The sequence below is a fragment of the Nocardioides cavernae genome, from assembly GCF_016907475.1.
GTDB classification, from domain to species: domain Bacteria; phylum Actinomycetota; class Actinomycetes; order Propionibacteriales; family Nocardioidaceae; genus Nocardioides; species Nocardioides cavernae.
The window spans coordinates 3040612-3058657 of record NZ_JAFBCA010000001.1; the positions used below are offsets into that span (position 1 = coordinate 3040612).

At 71.6% G+C, this 18046-nt stretch carries 18 protein-coding genes; 3 read left to right on the forward strand and 15 right to left on the reverse strand.

Annotated features, from left to right (window positions below; translation table 11 throughout):
• Positions 1-15 precede the first annotated feature (15 nt).
• The 12 genes from JOD65_RS14275 to JOD65_RS14330 all read right to left on the reverse strand — a co-directional run bounded on the left by JOD65_RS14275 (position 16) and on the right by JOD65_RS14330 (position 10722).
• Positions 16-855: an aldo/keto reductase gene (locus tag JOD65_RS14275; RefSeq protein WP_191195599.1), complete on the reverse strand. Its 840-nt coding sequence runs from the start codon at positions 853-855 to the stop codon at positions 16-18.
• 34 nt (positions 856-889) lie between these two features.
• On the reverse strand, positions 890-2605 hold the full coding sequence (locus tag JOD65_RS14280) for a cation:proton antiporter (protein WP_191195600.1): 1716 nt from the start codon (positions 2603-2605) through the stop codon (positions 890-892).
• 30 nt (positions 2606-2635) lie between these two features.
• Entirely contained in the window at positions 2636-3001 is a 366-nt protein-coding gene (mnhG, locus tag JOD65_RS14285) for a monovalent cation/H(+) antiporter subunit G (RefSeq protein ID WP_191195601.1), read from the reverse strand.
• Positions 2998-3303, reverse strand: a complete 306-nt coding sequence (locus JOD65_RS14290) for a monovalent cation/H+ antiporter complex subunit F (protein WP_191195602.1) — start codon at positions 3301-3303, stop codon at positions 2998-3000. Before JOD65_RS14290 ends, mnhG begins: the two co-directional genes overlap by 4 nt.
• Complete coding sequence (locus JOD65_RS14295; RefSeq protein ID WP_191195603.1) at positions 3300-3860, reverse strand: Na+/H+ antiporter subunit E; 561 nt, start codon at positions 3858-3860, stop codon at positions 3300-3302. The genes JOD65_RS14290 and JOD65_RS14295 overlap by 4 nt, the downstream gene beginning before the upstream one ends.
• The gene (locus JOD65_RS14300; RefSeq protein ID WP_191195604.1) at positions 3857-5563 is read right to left on the reverse strand and encodes a Na+/H+ antiporter subunit D; all 1707 of its coding nucleotides are present in this window, start codon (positions 5561-5563) and stop codon (positions 3857-3859) included. Before JOD65_RS14300 ends, JOD65_RS14295 begins: the two co-directional genes overlap by 4 nt.
• On the reverse strand, positions 5560-6051 hold the full coding sequence (locus JOD65_RS14305) for a Na(+)/H(+) antiporter subunit C (protein WP_191195605.1): 492 nt from the start codon (positions 6049-6051) through the stop codon (positions 5560-5562). Before JOD65_RS14305 ends, JOD65_RS14300 begins: the two co-directional genes overlap by 4 nt.
• On the reverse strand, positions 6048-8924 hold the full coding sequence (locus tag JOD65_RS14310) for a Na+/H+ antiporter subunit A (protein WP_191195606.1): 2877 nt from the start codon (positions 8922-8924) through the stop codon (positions 6048-6050). The genes JOD65_RS14305 and JOD65_RS14310 overlap by 4 nt, the downstream gene beginning before the upstream one ends.
• 212 nt (positions 8925-9136) lie before the next feature.
• A complete protein-coding gene (locus JOD65_RS14315; protein ID WP_191195607.1) occupies positions 9137-9361 on the reverse strand; it encodes a hypothetical protein in 225 nt (74 codons plus the stop codon).
• Positions 9362-9495: 134 nt separating this feature from the next.
• Entirely contained in the window at positions 9496-9705 is a 210-nt protein-coding gene (locus tag JOD65_RS14320) for a hypothetical protein (RefSeq protein WP_191195608.1), read from the reverse strand.
• An 88-nt stretch (positions 9706-9793) separates the two neighbouring features.
• Positions 9794-10171, reverse strand: coding sequence for a DNA polymerase ligase N-terminal domain-containing protein (locus JOD65_RS14325; RefSeq protein ID WP_191195609.1), 378 nt, complete (start codon positions 10169-10171; stop codon positions 9794-9796).
• Between the two features lie 14 nt (positions 10172-10185).
• Positions 10186-10722: a PaaI family thioesterase gene (locus JOD65_RS14330; protein ID WP_307821177.1), complete on the reverse strand. Its 537-nt coding sequence runs from the start codon at positions 10720-10722 to the stop codon at positions 10186-10188.
• Between JOD65_RS14330 and helR the strand changes: the two genes are divergently transcribed.
• Positions 10691-12892 (forward strand): RNA polymerase recycling motor ATPase HelR, encoded by a 2202-nt coding sequence (gene helR, locus JOD65_RS14335; protein ID WP_307821178.1) that lies wholly within the window; start codon positions 10691-10693, stop codon positions 12890-12892. The genes JOD65_RS14330 and helR overlap by 32 nt on opposite strands.
• Here helR and JOD65_RS23785 read toward each other — a convergent pair.
• Together JOD65_RS23785 and mmuM are read right to left on the reverse strand one after the other, a co-directional pair.
• On the reverse strand, positions 12882-13244 hold the full coding sequence (locus JOD65_RS23785) for an antibiotic biosynthesis monooxygenase family protein (protein WP_191195611.1): 363 nt from the start codon (positions 13242-13244) through the stop codon (positions 12882-12884). The two genes, helR and JOD65_RS23785, sit on opposite strands and share 11 nt — an antisense overlap.
• Positions 13241-14143, reverse strand: a complete 903-nt coding sequence (mmuM, locus tag JOD65_RS14345; protein WP_191195612.1) for a homocysteine S-methyltransferase — start codon at positions 14141-14143, stop codon at positions 13241-13243. Before mmuM ends, JOD65_RS23785 begins: the two co-directional genes overlap by 4 nt.
• A 62-nt stretch (positions 14144-14205) precedes the next feature.
• Between mmuM and JOD65_RS14350 the strand changes: the two genes are divergently transcribed.
• Entirely contained in the window at positions 14206-14997 is a 792-nt protein-coding gene (locus JOD65_RS14350; protein WP_191195613.1) for an Fpg/Nei family DNA glycosylase, read from the forward strand.
• A 28-nt stretch (positions 14998-15025) separates the two neighbouring features.
• Here the strand turns inward: JOD65_RS14350 and JOD65_RS14355 are convergent, their stop codons facing one another.
• A complete protein-coding gene (locus JOD65_RS14355; RefSeq protein ID WP_191195614.1) occupies positions 15026-17389 on the reverse strand; it encodes an ATP-binding cassette domain-containing protein in 2364 nt (787 codons plus the stop codon).
• Positions 17390-17565: 176 nt separating this feature from the next.
• Here JOD65_RS14355 and JOD65_RS14360 point away from each other — a divergent pair, with 176 nt between their 5' ends.
• The gene (locus JOD65_RS14360) at positions 17566-18045 is read left to right on the forward strand and encodes a pyridoxamine 5'-phosphate oxidase family protein (protein WP_204811196.1); all 480 of its coding nucleotides are present in this window, start codon (positions 17566-17568) and stop codon (positions 18043-18045) included.
• The last annotated feature ends 1 nt before the right edge of the window (position 18046 follow it).

The following is an 18046-nucleotide window of genomic DNA, read 5'->3' on the forward strand; positions in this document are numbered from 1 at the left end:
GTAGCCAGCGCCCCGTCACATCTCCTCGTGGGTGTCCGGGTCGCCGCCGAAGAGGCGGCCGTCGGGCTCGGCGAGCCCCGAGATCGCCGCGACCTCGTCGTCGGTGAGCTCGAAGCCGAACACGTCGAGGTTCTGCGCCTGGCGGGCGGGGTCGGCCGACTTCGGGATCGGGAGCGAGCCCAGCTGCACGTGCCAGCGCAGGACGACCTGGCCGGGGGAGACGTCGTGCGCTTCGGCGGCCGTCCGGACGGCTTCCTCCTCGAGGGGCGCGCGCCGCTTGCCCATGGGGCTCCACGCCTCGGTGCGGATGCCGAGGCGATCGTGGACCTCGCGCATGTGCGCTTGCGGGAACCGCGGGTGCAGCTCGACCTGGTTGACCGCCGGCGTCACGCCCGTGTCGTCGATGATGCGCTCGAGGTGCTCCTCGGTGAAGTTGGAGACGCCGATGGACCGCACCAGGCCGTCCTTCTGCAGCTGCACGAGCGCCCGCCACGCCTCGACGTACGCCCCCTGGCTGGGGTTGGGCCAGTGGATGAGGTGGAGATCCGTGCGCTCGAGCCCGAGGCGGTCCAGCGACTCGCGCACCGACGCGATCGCTGCGTCGTACGCGTGGTGGCGGCCCGGGATCTTGCTGGCGACGACCAGCTCGTCGCGGGGGACCCCCGAGCGGCGGATGGCCTCGCCGACCTCCACCTCGTTCTCGTAGTTCACCGCGGTGTCGACGAGCCGGTAGCCGGACTCGATGGCGGTGCGGATGGCCTCGGTGCCGTCGTCCCCACGCAGCGGGTAGGTGCCGAAGCCGATCGCGGGGATGCTCGTGCCGTCGTTGAGGTCGTACGTCGGGATGTGGGCCATGGACCCAACCTAGGTCGCCCGGCAAGCACTCGCCTCAGCGGTCCAGCTGGAGCTCCTGGGCGTCGATGAGTGCTGACGCGCGGGTCAGCGCCGCCGTGCTGTAGGCACCGATGGCGCGCTCCTCGTGCAGCGCGTCGCGCATCAGCGAGATGATCTGGCGGTGCAGGAGCACCCGCTGCGAGGCCAGTGTGACGGCCTCCGGACCCCTGTCGGTGCGGGCGTCGCGGACGCGCTCCAGCCAGGCGAGCGTCTCGGTCGCGACGTCCGGGTCGATCGGGGTGCCGTCGATGACGATCCGGTCCGTGGGTCCCATGGCGGCGGCCGCGGTGGCGGTGATGTCGTTCACGAGCTCGGCCACCTCGGCGCGTTGCCGGTCCGGGTCGACACCCGAGACGCCGAGCGTGCGGATCAACCACGGCAGGGTGCCCCCGTAGAGGAGGAGCGAGACGACCGCCACGACGAACGCGACCGTGATCAGCAGGGTCCGCTCGTCGACCTCCTGGCCGATCGTGAGGGCAGCGGCGAGCGTGACGACGCCTCGCATCCCCGCCCACGACAGGACCGCCCCGCCGCGCGCGGTGATCGGCTCGCTCTCCTGGTAGGCGACGTCGGCCCTCCCGCGCTCGATCCGGCGCCGGAACTGCGACATGCGGTGCTGACCACGGGGGCTGTCGATGCGAGGTCCGCCCTCCTGAGCCATCGTGTCGACGTGGTCGCTGATGTGCGTGAGCCGCTGGCGCAGGGCGTCGAGCCGCGGTCGGCGTCGCCGTTCGAGGAGCACCTGGACGCCGACGAAGCCGATCCGCAGGACGAGCAGCAGGACGAGGACCAGGGCGGCGATCCCCAGCACCTCGGGCAGGCTGCTGGACGACTCGTCGAGGTCGCGCAGGAGCGACTCGAGCTGCAGGCCCATCAGGAGGAAGACGCCGTTCTCGACGAGGAACTGGATCGTCAGCCAGTTGGTGCGCTCGGTGAGGCGCTCGCGGGCGCTGAAGGTCCGTACGCCGTGGTGCCCGGTGACCAGGCCCGCCACGACGACGGCGACCACGCCCGACGCCTCGGCTTCTTCGGCGGGCAGGAACGCCAGAAACGGCACGATGAAGCTGACCGCCGTCATCAGGACGGGGTCGTCCAGCTTGCTCCGCAGCCAGACGGTCGAGCGGCCCACGACGTAGCCGATGAGGACGGCGAGCGCCACCGCCCGGACGAAGTCGAAGACCGCGTCGCCCAGGCTGAATCCCGCGGTGATGGCGAGCAGCGCCGTCCGCAGCACGACCAGCGCAGAGGCATCGTTGAACAGGCTCTCGCCCTCCAGCACCGTCATCAACCGGTGGGGGAGCCCGAGGCGCTTGCCGATCGCGGTGGCCGCGACCGCGTCCGTGGGGCTGACGACGGCGCCCAGTGCCACGCCGGCCGCGAAGGAGACGTCGGGAACGACGAGGTGCACGACGGCACCGACGGCGAGCGCCGAGACGACGACCAGGGTGACCGAGAGCCACGTGATCATGCCGATGCTGCGGCGCAGGTCGAGGACGGGCACCTGGACCGCGGTGGCGTACAGCAGCGGCGGCAGGGCTCCGAGCAGGATCCAGTCGGGCTCCAGCTCGAAGTCGGGCGTGCCGGGCACGAGGCTGAAGGCGATGCCGAGGACCAGCAGGACCAGCGGGGTGGCGATCCCGGTGCGCCGGGACAGCACGGCCGCCACGACGATCGCCATCAGGGCGGCGACGGCGAGGGTCAGCAGCTCCACGCCCGTCAGGGTAGCGAGCCTCAGGCGCCGTCAGGGGGCGCCGCGTGGCTCCTCGTGGCTCGGACGGTCGCTGAGCTCGTCGACCACGAGGAGGTCGTGGCGCACCTGGCCGGCACGGAACGAGGCCCGGCCGACCATGTGGCTGGAGACCACGCTCGTGGCCATCTGCAGCAGCACGATGAGGGCGAGGATGCCGACCACCCCCGGGTCGCGCAGGCGCAGCGCGACCCCGGTCATCACCAGCACCGTGCCGAGGACCTGCGGCTTCGTGGCCGCGTGCATCCGGGTGAGCAGGTCGGGCAGGCGGACGACGCCGATGGCGGCGATGAGCGCGAGGACCGCGCCGAGGAGGATGCACACGGCGGCGGCGAGGTCGGCGACCTGGGTCCAGCTCACCACTTGCCCCCAGTGCCCGGGTCGTCGCGGTCGCCGGCCTCGAGGTCGTCGCTGCGGCTGGCGTAGCGGGCGACGCTCACCGCGCCCACCATGCCGCAGCCGGCGAGCACGACGAGCATCGGGAGCGGGTACGTCACGCCCGAGTGGGCGACGTACAGGCCGGTCGCGCAGACCGTGACCGCGACCAGCACGTCGAGCGCGACGCTCCGGTCGAGGATCGTCGGTCCGATGGTGAGGCGCACGAGCAGCAGCACGGCGGCGGCGGCGAGCAGCGTGGCTCCGAGGACGAGCACGACTGTCATGGGTCCTCCCGGTCGGTGGGTCGGGGCGGCAGGGCGCGCAGCAGGCGCTGCTCGAGGTCCAGCGCGGTGCGGCGGAAGTCGTCGGCGGCCTCCGCGTCGGGTACGTCGATGACGTGGAGGTAGAGCGTGTGCGTGGACCGACGGGCCTCCACGACCACGGACCCCGGGATGAGCGACAGCATGGACGCGACGAGGGTCATCATGAAGTCGGACTTGGTCTCGAGGTCGACCGCGACCACGGCGTTGCGCACCGGTCGTCGCCGCAGGACGACGCCGGCCACCTCGAAGCTCGCCCGCACGACGTCGAGGTGGAAGCGGGCGACCACGCCGAGCAGGGGGAGGGGCCGGACCGAGGAGCCGAGGTCGATGGGGGGCAACGGGAAGGTGACGCACACCAGCACCGCCACGAGCACGCCCCCGACGACGAGCAGCGGCGTCACGGCGCCCCACAGGGCCAGCCAGACGAGCAGCAGCCAGGCGACCGCGAGCGGCTGGACGGCGCGGTGCCGCGCGGGACGGGTGGACCCGTCGCGGCGGGTGCGCATGACCGGGCTCACGGGTGCTCCTCGGTGAGGACGGAGGAGAGGTAGGGGGTGCGCTCGTGCAGGTCGCCCGCCGCCCGGTCGGCCAGGGCGTAGAGCGGCCCGGCGATCACCGACAGCAGCACGCTGGCCGCGACGAGACCGCCTGCCGGCAGCAGCATGCCGAGGGGGGAGTGGCGGGTGTCGTCCCCCGCCTCGATCAGCGTGAACAGGTCGCGGTCGGGCTCGCTGTCGTCGCCGAGGCGGCGGGCCTCCTCGATGTCACGCCGCGACACGGTGCCCGCGGCGGTGTGCACGTGGCCCCGGTGCTGGTGCATCGCGCGGGTGTCGTGCCCGGGCACCGGCTCGGTCGCCGCCCCGCCGGCGGTCTCGCCGATGGCCTCGAGCGCCTCGTGGGCCTCGCGGGGGGTGCGCCAGAACGCCACGGCCCACGTCTTCGCGACGGCGTACAGCGTCAGCAGGCTGGTGGCTGCGCCGGCGGCCACGAGCGTCCAGGCGAGCGGGCTGCCGTCGAGCTGCGCGGCCTGGAACAGCCCGACCTTGCCGATGAAGCCGGAGAACGGTGGGATGCCCGCGAGGTTCATCGCCGGCACGAAGAAGAGCACGGCCAGCACCGGCGCGATGCGCGCCAGCCCTCCGATGCGCATCAGCGCGGTGCTGCCGGCCCGGCGCTCGACGAGGCCGAGGACGAGGAAGAGCGCCGTCTGGATGGTGATGTGGTGGACGACGTAGAACGTCGTGCCTGCCGTGCCGGTGCGGCTGTCGAGCGCGATGCCGAGGATCAGGTAGCCGATGTGGCTGACCAGAGTGAAGGACAGCATGCGCTTGATGTCGGACTGGGCGATCGCGCCGAGGATGCCGATGATCATGGTCAGGAGCGCGGCCCACAGGAGCAGGTCGGTGAGCGGGCTGTCAGGGAAGAGCAGGGTCTGCATGCGCAGGATCGCGTAGACGCCGACCTTGGTGAGCAGCCCGGCGAACACCGCCGTGACCGGCGCGGGCGCGGTGGGGTAGCTGTCCGGCAGCCACAGCGACAGGGGGAAGACGGCCGCCTTGATGGCGAACGTCGTCAGCAGCAGCAGCTGGATCATCATCGACACGTGGTCGGGCAGCTCCGCGAGCCGCTCGGCGAGGTGGGCGAGGGTGAGCGTGCCGGTGGCCGCGTACGTCACCGCCAGGCTGATGAGGAACAGCGTCGACGAGAGCAGGTTGACCAGCACGTAGATCGTGCCGGCGCGGACCCGGGCCGCCGTGCCGCCGAGCGTCAGCAGGACGTAGCTGGCGAACAGCAGCATCTCGAAGCTGACGAACAGGTTGAACAGGTCGCCGGCGAGGAACGCGTTGGCCACGCCTGCCACCAGCACGAGGAACGTCGGGTGGTAGACCGAGATCGGCGCACCCTCCTCGTCCTCCGTCATGCCCTGCCCGACGGAGTAGGCGAGGACCGCCAGGGTCACGATGGCGCTGACCAGCAGCATCAGGGCGGCGAGCCGGTCGGCGACGAGGACGATGCCGAGGGTCTCGGGCCACGCGCCGATCCACACGGTCTGCGGGCCGTGCCGGTCCGCCTGCACCAGGAGCACGGCCGCCACGACGACGACGGAGCCGAGCACGGCGAGGCTGAGCCAGCGCTGGATGCGCGGGTGGTGCAGCAGCGCGAGCGAGGCACCCGCTCCGAGGATCGGAAGCAGGACGGGGAGGGGGACGAGGGAGTTCACGTCGACCTCATCTCCTCGGCGTCGGCGGCGAGCGGGTCGTCGTCCGGGCCCTGGCCGTGGTCTCCGCTGGAGTCGTCGCCGGGGTAGTCGGACGTCGTGGCCTCGTAGGCCTCCGACGTCACGTCCCGCAGTGCGAGCCTGCGGATGGTGTCGTCCTCGATGTCGTCCTGCACGTCGTCGTGGCCGTTGAGCTGCCAGCTGCGGTAGGCCATGGCGAGCACGAACGCCGTGGTCGCGAGTGTGATGACGATGGCGGTGAGCACCATCGCCTGGGGGAGCGGGTCCGTGAGGCCGGTGGTGTCACCGCCCTTCGACACGATCGGGGCGCGTCCCGCGGGACCGCCGGCGACCATGAAGCAGAGGCTGACACCGTTGCCGATCATGACGATGCCGATCAGCACGCGCGAGAGGCTGCGCTCGAGCACCAGGTAGACACCGCAGCCGAGGAGGGCGGCGGCGACGAGGACGAGGGTCAGGTTGATGGTCATGCGGCCTCCGCCTGCGCCTCGCGCATGGCACGCTGGATGTCGCGGTCGATGTGGGAGCCGAGGGCGCGCAGCAGGTCGAGCACCAGTCCGACGACGACCAGGTAGACCCCGACGTCGAAGAGGACCGACGAGACCAGGTGCAGGTCGCCGAGCAGCGGCAGGTGCAGGTCGATCACCGCGGACTGGAGCACCACACCGCCGAAGGCCATCGGCAGGAGCGCAGCCAGCGCCGCAACGGCGAGGCCGCCCCCGATCAGGCGCCCGGCGTCCACCGGTGCCGCCTCGTCGAGCTCGTAGCGACCGCCGGCGAGGTAGCGCACGACCAGCGCCAGCCCGGTGGTCATGCCCGCCGCGAAGCCACCGCCGGGCTCGTTGTGGCCGACGAGCAGGAGGTAGATCGAGATGACGACCAGCGTGTGGAAGAGCAGTCGCACGATGACCTCGAAGATGATCGAGCGCTTGTCCGGCGGCAGCGTCCGTGAGCCGGGAAGCCAGGCACGCCGTCCCGGAGCGGTGGCGACCTTCTCGACGCCGGCCGGGTAGGGGATGTCGTGGACGCGACGGATGTCGGCGCCGCGGGCGTTGACGTACACGAGGCTGGCGACGCCCGTCGCTGCGGCCACGAGCACCGCGAGCTCGCCGAGCGTGTCCCAGGCACGGGTGTCGACGAGGATGACGTTGACGATGTTGCCGCCACCGCCGAACTCGAGTGCCTGCTCCGGCAGGGCCAGGGAGACGGGGTCGGCGGTGCGCGCCGCGCCCGCCACCAGGAGGAAGCCGGCGGTCACGACCGCCACGGCCACGCCCAGCGCGACGCGGAGGTAGCGCTGGCGGCTCAGCGGGCGGTCGGTGAAGTACTCGGGGAGCCGGCGCAGGGCCAGCACGAAGACCACCACGGTCAGCGTCTCGACCAGTGCCTGGGTGAGGGCGAGGTCGGGCGCGCCCTGCAGGACGAAGAGGAGGGCCGTGCCGTAGCCGGTGACGCCGACGAGCAGGACCGCGCGGATGCGGCGCCGCGAGCGCGCCGTCATCACGGCTGCTCCGACGATGACGGCGCCGATGACCGCCTGCGCGGGGTTGTCCCATGCCATCACCTGCACGTCGCCGAGGCCACCGAGCAACGTCGAGCCCGGCAGCAGCACCAGCACGATCAGGATGATCGCGAGGTACGCCGCAGCGGAGCCGCGCTGCACGACACCGGTGACCTCGACCGCCGTGCGGTCGAGCAGGCGCATGCCGCCGCGGTAGGCCCGCTCCAGGCTCCAGTCGTGGACCAGTGCGGCCTGCACTCGGGCGACCGGCTCGCGGGCGACGAACAGCGCGGCACCCGCGGCGAGCGTGACGAGGGTGAGCACCAGGGGCAGCCCGACGCCGTGCCACAGCGAGAGCTCGGGCTCGTGGGCCCCGGGCGGGAACTCGTCGGCCTGGGGGTCGAGGATCGTGGTGAGCGGCGCACCGAGGAAGCCGAGCACCAGCGAGAGCGCCGCCAGGACGACGGGGGCCGCGATGAACGCGGGCGAGGGGGAGTGGACCGACACCGGAGCCTCCACCTCCCGGTTGCCGAAGGCGCCCCACACGAAGCGGGCAGAGTAGGCGGCGGTGAGGATCGACCCGAGGACCACCCCGAGGACGAGCAGCCAGCCACCCGTCGTACCGATCCCGGTGCCGTCACCGTCGCGGGCGACGTCGACGAGCGCGACCAGCACGCTCTCCTTGGCGACATAGCCGAGGAGCGGGGGGAGACCCGCCATCGACGCGGCGGCGAGGGTCGCGGCGACGGCAAGGACCGGCAGCCGGCGGCCGAGGCCGGTCAGCTCACGCAGGTCACGCGTGCCGGTGCTGTGGTCGATCACGCCGACGACCAGGAAGAGGGTCGCCTTGAACAAGGCGTGGGCGAGCAGGAGGGCGAGCCCGGCGAGCATCGCGCTGCGGGTGCCGGTGCCGAGGACGAGCACGAGGAAGCCGAGCTGGCTGACTGTGCCGTAGGCGAGGAGCAGCTTGAGGTCGTTCTGGCGGAGCGCTCGTACGCCGCCGAGGACCATCGTCGCGAGGCCGAGGCCCAGGAGCACCGTGCGCCATCCGGTCACGCCGGCGAAGGCGGGCGCCAGGAGCGCGACGAGGTAGACGCCGGCCTTGACCATCGACGCCGCGTGCAGGTAGGCGCTGACGGGGGTCGGTGCCGCCATGGCCGACGGGAGCCAGAAGTGGAAGGGGAGCAGGGCCGACTTGCTGATGGCACCCACCAGGAGGAGGTGAACACCGATGGTCACGGCCACGCCCGTGGGCGGGTCGGCCAGGATCTCGGTGATGCGGAACGTCCCGGCGGCCCGCCCGATGACGATCGCGCCCACGAGGAGCACGAGGCCGCCGAACGTGGTCACCACGAGCGCCTGGATGGCAGCGCGGCGGCTGGCCCGCCGCTCCGAGTCGTGCCCGATCAGGAGGAAGGAGAAGACGGTCGTGAGCTCCCAGAACACGTAGAGCAGCAGCAGGTCGTCGGCCAGGACCAGGCCGAGCATCGAGGCCACGAAGGCGACGAGCACGCCGGCGAAGCGCGGGACGCCCGGCTCGTCGTCGTCGAAGTACCACGCGCAGTAGGCCAGCACGAGCGCGCCGATGCCGAGCACGATCAGCGACATAACCCACTGGAGGGTGCCCATGGCGAGGGCCAGGTCCATGCCGATGCTGCCGACCCACGGGTGGACCTCGACGAGCGTCTCGCCGTCGTCGACTGCGGCGCCCTGTGCGGCGACCCACGCCGTACCGGCCAGTGGCACCAGCGCGATGGCCAGGAAGGCGCGTCTGCCGGCACGGAGCAACAGCCACGGAGACACGACCGCCGCCGCCAGCAGAGCGGCGATCAGCAACAGCACAGGCGGTGGTCCTCGTCATCGGTGGAGTTTTCTCAACCGTACAGGCGCAGAACGGCTCATCCGGCCGCTCGAAGGGGCGCAGCGGAAAGATGGGGGACGGACCCCATGCCGGGGGGATCACACCGTTGTGGTTCCCCGATCCGCACTATCTGACATAATGTCAGTTATCGGCGAACCCGGTGGAGTCCATCCAGCAGGCAGTGCCGGCGTGTCTACTCGTGGTCCTCGACCGAAACCTCGCCGGGCCCGGTGATCGTCCAGATCTCGCCGTCGCACCAGCCAGCGTCGATCTGGACATACTCTTCGCCGTCGCCGTCGCCGTCCAGAACGTCGAGCGCGGCACGACTGCAACCTTGAAACCCGTGGTTCCACTCGCCACCGTCCGGTCGCAACTCATCCCCTCGGATGGTCAAGGGTTCGCTGGTCTGGTTGACCACGATGACGCTTCGTCCCAGGCCGGCGTCGCACCCAGCGAGCAGCAATGCGCAACCGAGCGCTCACCAAAGCCATCGTCACCAGCGCGGAGCCGGCTGTCGTTCCCCGATCGCCTGGCTCCGTTGTGAGCGACAACCTAGGCGAACTTGCCGTACTTCTTGTGCATGGCCTGCCTGGAGACGCCGAGCATCGTCCCGATCTCGGCCCAGGAGAATCCGTGGATCCGAGCCCGTCGTACGGCCACGGCCTCGGCTGCGGCCAGCTCGTGCTTGGCGCGGGCGATGCGCATCAGCTCTTCCAGGGGGTTTTCCTCCCCCGGGTCCTCGGCGTCGATTGCAGTCCTCATGCGTCAACTGTCGTTGACATAACGCAGGTTGTCAACCTTCGTTGACGATCTGCCGACCAACGCGGAGGCTCCGAGTCACGTCGTGACCTCACGCCTCCGCGATCTTCCGACCGGCGCGCGGTTGCTCCTTCGTCAGGTGGAGCAGCCACTGCGAGCCACCGGTATGGATCAGCGCGAGGCGTCGGGAGCCCTCACGACCGTGCAGGGTGAGGACGAGTCGCCGTTCGTCGCGCGAGTGCTCCTCCCAGGTCCCGGTGTCGGCGACGGACTTGTGCTCGTCCTCGTAGTCGACGTGGTCCAGGTCGTGGTCGTCCACCGCGATGGCCAATCGGTCGTGGCGACCGTCCTCCGGCAGCCCCTTGGGCACCGCCCAGCTGCGCAGCACCCCGTCCTCCTCGAGCCGCAGGTCGAAGTGCGGGCTCGGCCGTCGGTGGTCGTGCAGGACGAACCTGGGCAGCTCCGGCACGGAAGGATCCCGCCTCACCCGAGGCGTCGGAGCTGGTACGTCCCGACGGTCGTCGCCACGACCTCGCCTGCGGCGTCGGTGAGCGTCGCCTCGAGCTCGAACTCGCCCCGGCCCGTCGCCAGCGCGTCGGCACGCACCCGCGCGACCTCGTCCTCCGACAGCGACGCCGAGGCGCGTACGACGCCCAGCGCGGGCCGGCGGAACCTGATCGCGGACTCCTTGACGAGCGGCACGAACCCGGCGAGCTCGCCCTCCAGGTCGAAGGTGGTCAGGCTCAGCAGCCCACCCAGCATCTCGGCAACGCTGAACAAGGAACCGGCGTAGGTGACACCGAAGTGGTTGACGTTGGGCTCCGGCGGCAGCTCGGCCGCGGCGAAACCCGGTCGGACCTCGATGACGCGGATCCCCATGGCCTCCAGGATCGGGACCGACCCAACGGCCTGGACTGCCTCCACTCTCAACGTATAGGCCATCAGGGGGCTTGCCGCAAGGCCCCGGTCAGGCTTCACACTGCACGGCGTGACGCAGCAGGACACCCACCTCGACACCATGCCCTTCGCCCTCCCCCGCGCCCTCGCGGCCAAGTCCGACCCGTCCCTGATCGACCGCGACAGGGAGCACTTCACCCGGATCGCCACCGGGCTCGAGCGAGCGATCACCGACCTCGAGGAGCGCCTGGCGGAGGTGCGGCGGACCGCGGTGCGCCACGGCACGGCCGCCCTCGAGCGCGACCAGGAGGTGCACCGGCTGGCCACGAGGCTGCGAGCCCTGCGGCGCTACGACCTCGACCTCTGCCTCGGCCGCATCGTCCACTTCACCCCCGAGAACGGCGACGAGCAGGACGGCGGGACGACGTACATCGGACGGTTCGGACTCGCCGACTCCGACGGCCGCCGGCTGCTCGTCGACTGGCGCTCGCCTGCCGCCGAGCCGTTCTTCGCCGCCACCCACGCGCACCCGCAGGGCCTGGTGAGCCGGCGTCGCTACCGCTGGGTCGGCGGGCGGATCGTCGACTACTGGGACGAGGCCTTCACCGAGGAGGGGCTGACCCACACCGCGGCACTCGACGACCAGTCGGCCTTCATCGCCACCCTCGGCGGGAGCCGTACGCCCCGGATGCGCGACGTGCTGGGAACCATCCAGGCCGACCAGGACGCCATCGTCCGGGCCGGGTCGCGTGGAGCACTCGTCGTCGACGGTGGTCCCGGCACCGGCAAGACGGTCGTTGCGCTCCACCGCACGGCCTACCTCCTCTACGCCGATCCGAGGCTGGGGCACCGGCGCGGGGGCGTGCTCTTCGTGGGCCCGCACGCGCCCTACCTCGCGTACGTCGGCGACGTGCTGCCGAGCCTCGGGGAGGAAGGCGTGCAGACGTGCACCGTCCGCGACCTGGTCCCCGAGGCGGCCCGTGGGCCCGAGGGCGATGCGCAGGTCGCCGGGCTCAAGGCCGACCTGCGGATGGTCGAGGCGATCGAGCCGGCCGTGGCGCTCTACGAGGAGCCGCCCACCGAGCCGTACCTCGTCGAGACGGCGTGGGGCGACGTCCGGATCACTGCGTCCGAGTGGGCCGAGGCCTTCGACTCCCCCGACCCGGGCACGCCCCACAACCTCGCCCGCGACGACGTCTGGGACGAGGTCCTCACGATCCTCGTCGACAAGGCCGCGGACGTCGTCGAGGACCTCTCCCCCGACGAGCTCCGACGCGTGCTCGACGGCCACGTCGGTCTGCGGGACACCTTCGACCGGGCCTGGCCGCTGATCGAGCACACCGACCTGGTGGGCGACCTCTGGACGGTGCCGGCCTACCTGCGCCGCTGCGCTCCCTGGCTCGACCCCGACGAGGTCCGGGCCCTGCGTCGCGACGACCCCGAGGCGTGGACGTACGCCGACCTGCCGCTGCTCGACGCCGCCCGGCTGCGGCTCGGTGACCCCGAGTCGTCGCGACGACGACGGCGTACACAGGCCGCCGAGGCGCGCGAACGCGCCCGGATGGGCGAGGTGATCGACGACCTGCGCACCACGGCACGCGAGACGGGCGCCGACGAGTTCGGCGACGGCCTGGTGTCGATGCTCGTCCACGACGACCTGCAGACGGCCCTGGTCGACGACGCGGCGCTCCCGACGTCCGACGTCGACCTCCTGACCGGGCCGTTCGCCCACGTGGTCGTCGACGAGGCGCAGGAGCTCAGCGATGCCGAGTGGGCGATGCTGCTGCGTCGTTGCCCGTCGCGCAGCCTCACTGTCGTCGGCGACCGCGCGCAGGCCCGCCACGGCTTCGCCGAGTCGTGGACGGAGCGGCTGGCACGCGTCGGCCTCACGGACGTCGCTGTCGCGCCGCTGACCGTCAACTACCGCACGCCGGCCGAGGTGATGGCCGAGGCCGAGCCGGTGATCCGCGCGGCGCTCCCCGAGGCCAACGTGCCCACGTCCGTCCGCGAGAGCGGGATCCCCGTGCTCCACGCGCCTGTCGCCGAGCGCGACGCGATCATCGAGGGCTGGCTGGCCGAGCACGCCGACGGGACAGCGGTGGTCGTCGGCGACCCCACCTGGGTCGACACGGCGCGCGTCCGCTCCCTCGCACCCGAGCTGGTCAAGGGACTCGAGTTCGACCTCGTGGTGCTCGTAGACCCCGAGGGCTTCGGGGACGGCGTGTCCGGCGCGGTCGACCGCTACGTCGCGATGACCCGCGCCACGCAACGGCTGGTGGTGCTCACGACGTGAGGTCGGGACGCCTGAACGCGCTGGCGTACGACGTCGTGCCGACCGCGATCGAGTACTCCTCGTAGTAGTCGGCGACGCCGTGCCGCATCGCCTCGCGGTGCCTCGGGTGGTCGCGCCAGCCGCGATGGCTCTCCTCGTCGGCGAACGTCACGATCGTCGCTCGCTCGCCGTCCTCGGACACGAACAGCTTCGTCTCCACGAAGCCCGGCATCGACCGGGCCAGCGCGGTGATGACCTGCAGCTCCTCGACGTAGGCGTCACGGGCGGCGTCGCGGAGGCGGTTGCGGAAGACGGTCACGACCTGGCCCTCGTGCGGGCGGGCACGGTCGTGGTGGGCCTCCTGCTGCGTCACCGGGCGAGTGTGGCACGCAGGGCCGTGATGTCGGCGGTGCCGACGCGGCAGCACCCGCCGACGAGTCGCGCCCCGGCCGCCACCCAGGCCGCGACGTCGGCCGGGTCGAACGCCGAGCGGCCCTCCCACGACCGGGTCGCGGCGTTCCAGCCCTGCCCGGAGTTGGGGTAGACGACCGCGGGGCCGTGCGCGCCCGCGAAGGGAACGGCGGCACCGGCGTCTGCGGGCGAGGAGCAGTTGACCCCAACGGCGACGACCTCGGTGACGCCGGCCGCCATCGCGAAGGCCTCACCGATGGGCTCGCCGGCCCGGGTGAGCCCGTCGGCGGTGGACAGCGACAGCCAGGCGGGCACGCCGCTGCCGTCGAGCTCGGCGAGCACGGCCTCGACCTCGGCGAGGCAGGGGATGGTCTCGATCGCGAGCAGGTCGGCGTGATCCCCCACGGTCGAGGCGAGCACGTCGAGCCGGGGTCGGTGGAAGGCGCGCAGCCCGGCCACGTCGAGGTCGTAGTCACCGCGGTACTCCGAGCCGTCGGCCAGCACCGCGCCGTACGGGCCGACCGAGGCCGCGACCCACCCGTCGGGTGCCACGGCGTCACGCGCGGCGGCGGCCAGCTCGACGCTCCGGCGCAGCAGGCGCTCGACCTCGTCGCGGTCCGCCCCCTCGGCGCCGAAGCCCTCGAACGACACCTGGTACGACGCCGTGGTCGCCACTTCTGCGCCCGCCCTGAAGAACTCGCGATGGGCCCGCTCGATGGCCGCCGGGTCGTCGCGCAGCAACCGCGCCGACCACAGGTCGCTCGACAGGTCGTGGCCGTGCTCCTCGAGCAGCGTGGCCAGGCCGCCGTCGAGGACGACGGGGCGCTCGGCGATGGCGGTCCGGAGGTCCGTGCGGGTCATGCCCAGAGTCTGGCACCCGAGGGGTGTGACGACCCGCGGGTCTCGTCGGCGACCATCACCACGTGCCAGAGGGACACACCATCCACCGACTCGCCCGCCGCCATGCCCGGCTGCTGGGCGGGCAGCACGTGTCCGCAGACAGTCCGCAGGGCCGCTTCGAGGACGGGGCGAGCCTGCTCGACGGTCGCGTGCTCGGCGCCACCGACGCGTGGGGCAAGCACCTCTTCCACCGCTACGACGACCTGTGGCTGCATGTGCACCTCGGCCTCTACGGGAAGTTCCGCGACGGCACCCTCCCGGCGCCGGCCGCGCGGGGCGCCCTGCGGCTCCGGCTCGTGGGCGGCGGCCACTGGCTGGAGCTGCGTGGACCGACCGCCTGCGAGGTGCTCACCGACGCGGAGCGCAAGCTCGTCCTGGCCAGGCTCGGTCCCGACCCGCTCCGGCGGCGACCGGACGCCGAGGCGTTCGTCGCCCGGGTGCTGCGCAGCCGCGCCCCGGTCGCCACCCTCCTGATGGACCAGTCGGTCGTGGCGGGGGTCGGCAACGTCTACCGCGCCGAGGTGTTGTTCCGCCAGCGGCTCGACCCGCTGCGTCCGGGGCGCCACCACGACGCGGCCGTGCTGCACGCCCTGTGGGACGACCTCGTGGTCCTGCTTCGCGCCGGCGTCCGGGCGGGGCGCATCGTCACGACGATGCCCGACGACCGCGAACGTCCGTCGGGCCGCCCGCGCCGCGTCGACGCCCACTACGTCTACGGCCGTGCCGAGCTGCCCTGCCGGATCTGCGGAATGCCCGTCCAGGACACGCAGATCGCCGCCCGGCGGCTGTTCTGGTGCCCCGTCTGCCAGGCATAGCGGATCAGCCCGACCAGCAGGGGCAGCGTCAGGCGCCGATGTAGGCCGCGAGGTGCTTGCCGGTCAGCGTCGGCTTCTTCGCCGCCACCATGTCGGCCGGCGGACCCTCGAAGACGACGGTGCCGCCGTCGTGGCCGGCTCCGGGACCGAGGTCGATGATCCAGTCGGCGTGGGCCATCACAGCCTGGTGGTGCTCGATGACGATGACGGACTTGCCGGCGTCGACGAGGCGGTCGAGCAGGCCGAGCAGGTTCTGCACATCAGCCAGGTGCAGGCCGGTGGTGGGCTCGTCGAGGATGTAGACGTCGCCCTTGTCCCCCATCTGCGTGGCGAGCTTGAGGCGCTGGCGCTCCCCCCCGGACAGCGTGGTCAGTGGCTGGCCGAGCGCGAGGTAGCCCAGGCCGACGTCGACCAGCCGGTCGAGGATCTTCACCGCGGCGGGGATCTTCGCCTCGCCGTCGCTGAAGAGGGCCAGGGCGTCGAGGACCGACATCTCGTGCACCTCGGCGATGTCCTTGCCGCCGAGGGTGTGCTCGAGCACCTCGGCCTTGAACCGGCGGCCCTCGCACTCCTCGCACGGCGACTCGACCGTGGCCATCGGGCCGAGCTCGGTGAAGATCACGCCCGCGCCGTTGCAGGTCGGGCACGCGCCCTCGGAGTTGGAGCTGAAGAGCGCGGGCTTGACGCCGTTGGCCTTGGCGAAGGCCTTGCGGATCGGCTCGAGCAGACCGGTGTACGTCGCCGGGTTGCTGCGGCGTGACCCCTTGATCGCGCCCTGGTCGATGACGATGACCTCGTCGCGGCCGGCGAGCGAGCCGTGGATCAGCGAGCTCTTGCCCGACCCCGCGACGCCGGTGACCACGGTCAGCAGGCCGAGCGGGACGTCGACGTCCACGTCGCGCAGGTTGTGCGTGCTGGCCCCGCGCACCTCCATCGCCCCGGACGGCTCGCGCACCGACTCCTTGAGCCTCGCGCGGTCGTCGAGGTGCTTGCCGGTGATGGTGTCGCTCCTGCGGAGGCCGTCGACGTCGCCCTCGAAGCAGATGCTCCCGCCCGCTGCTCCGGCCGCGGGGCCGATGTCGACCACGTGGTCGGCGATGCCGATGGTCTCCGGCTTGTGCTCCACGACGAGCACGGTGTTGCCCTTGTCGCGCAGCTGCAGGAGCAGGTTGTTCATCCGCTCGATGTCGTGCGGGTGCAGCCCGATCGTCGGCTCGTCGAAGACGTAGGTGACGTCGGTGAGCGACGACCCGAGGTGGCGGATCATCTTGGTGCGCTGCGCCTCGCCGCCCGACAGGGTGCCGGCCGACCGGTCGAGCGAGAGGTAGCCCAGACCGATCTCGGAGAACGAGTCCAGGAGGTGCTGCAGCCCCTTCAGCAGCGGGGCGACCGACGGCTCGTCGAGGTCGCGCACCCAGTCGGCGAGGTCGCTGATCTGCATCTCGCACAGGTCGGCGATCGACTTGTCGTTGATCTTCGACTTCCGCGCCTCCGGCGTCAGGCGGGTGCCCTCGCAGTCCGGGCAGGTCTGGAAGGTGACCGCCCGCTCCACGAAGCGCCGGATGTGCGGCTGCATCGCCTCGGGGTCCTTGGAGAGCATGGACTTCTGGATCTGCGGGATCATGCCGGTGAAGGTGAGGTTGACGCCCTCGACCTTGAGCTTGGTCGGCTCCGACCACAGCATCGTCTCGAGCTGCTTCTTCGTGAACGACTTGATCGGCTTGTCCATCGGCAGGCCCATGCCCTCGAACAGCCGGCCGTACCACCCGTCCATCGAGTAGCCGGGCACCGTCAGCGCACCTTCGGAGAGCGACTTCTCCTCGTCGTAGAGCGCCGTGCGGTCGATGTCGTTCACCTTGCCCATGCCCTCGCAGCGCGGGCACATGCCGCCGAGGTAGACCTCCTGCTTGGCGATCCGGCGCTCGGTGCGCCCGCCCTTCTCGGTGGTCATCATCCCGCTCGCCTTGCGGGTCGGGACGTTGAAGGAGTACGCCGTCGGCGGGCCGACGTAGGGGTCGCCGAGCCTGCTGAAGAGGATCCGCAGCATCGCGTTGGCGTCGGTGGCGGTGCCGACCGTGGAGCGCGGGTTGGCGCCCATCCGCTCCTGGTCGACGATGATCGCCGTGGTGAGGCCCTCGAGGTGGTCGACGTCGGGACGCGCGAGGGTGGGCATGAAGCCCTGCACGAACGCGCTGTAGGTCTCGTTGATCATCCGCTGCGACTCCGCCGCGATGGTGGCGAAGACCAGCGAGCTCTTGCCCGAGCCGGACACCCCGGTGAAGACGGTCAGGCGGCGCTTGGGCAGCTCGACGCTGACGTTCTTGAGGTTGTTCTCGCGTGCCCCCTCGACACGGATGAGTGCGTGGTCGTCGGCCGGGTGTGTGGTGGTCATGGTGCGCGTCTCCCCTGTCGTGTGGCCTGTCGTGTGGCGGGCCGGCCGAGCCGCACCCGCGCCCCTCCCGTGGCGGGGGCAATCCTGCCAGTACGACGCCTCGCGCGCCGATGGTGTGACCGGCACCCGCCCCTCGGGTGGGGTGCAAGGTTTGTCCAACGTGTCAGTGTCGAGACATGAGCACCCACGACCGGACCCTGACCGTTGCCGAGATCATGGAGGAGACCGACATCGCCGTGCTGACGTACGTGTCGCTCGACGGACACCTCGTCTCCACGCCGATGGGCACGCAGGACTTCGAGGACCCGGCCACCACGTGGTTCCTCACCGAGCGCAGCAGTGACAAGGTGCGGGCGATCGAGGCCGACCCGCGGGTCAACGTGTCCTACTCCAGCAAGGCCGGCTGGGTCTCGCTGACCGGCACCGCCCACGTCAGTGACGACCGCGCCAAGCTCCGCGACCTCTGGGACGCCTCGGCCGGCGCCTTCATGTCCGGCGGTCCCGACGACCCCGACAACGTGCTGCTGCGCATCGACGGTGCGACGGCGGAGTACTGGGAGTCCCCCGGCAAGGTCGCGATCGCCGTGCAGATGGCCAAGGGGCTCCTCAGCGACGACAAGCCCGACCTCGGCGACAACGACACCGTGCAGCTCTGAG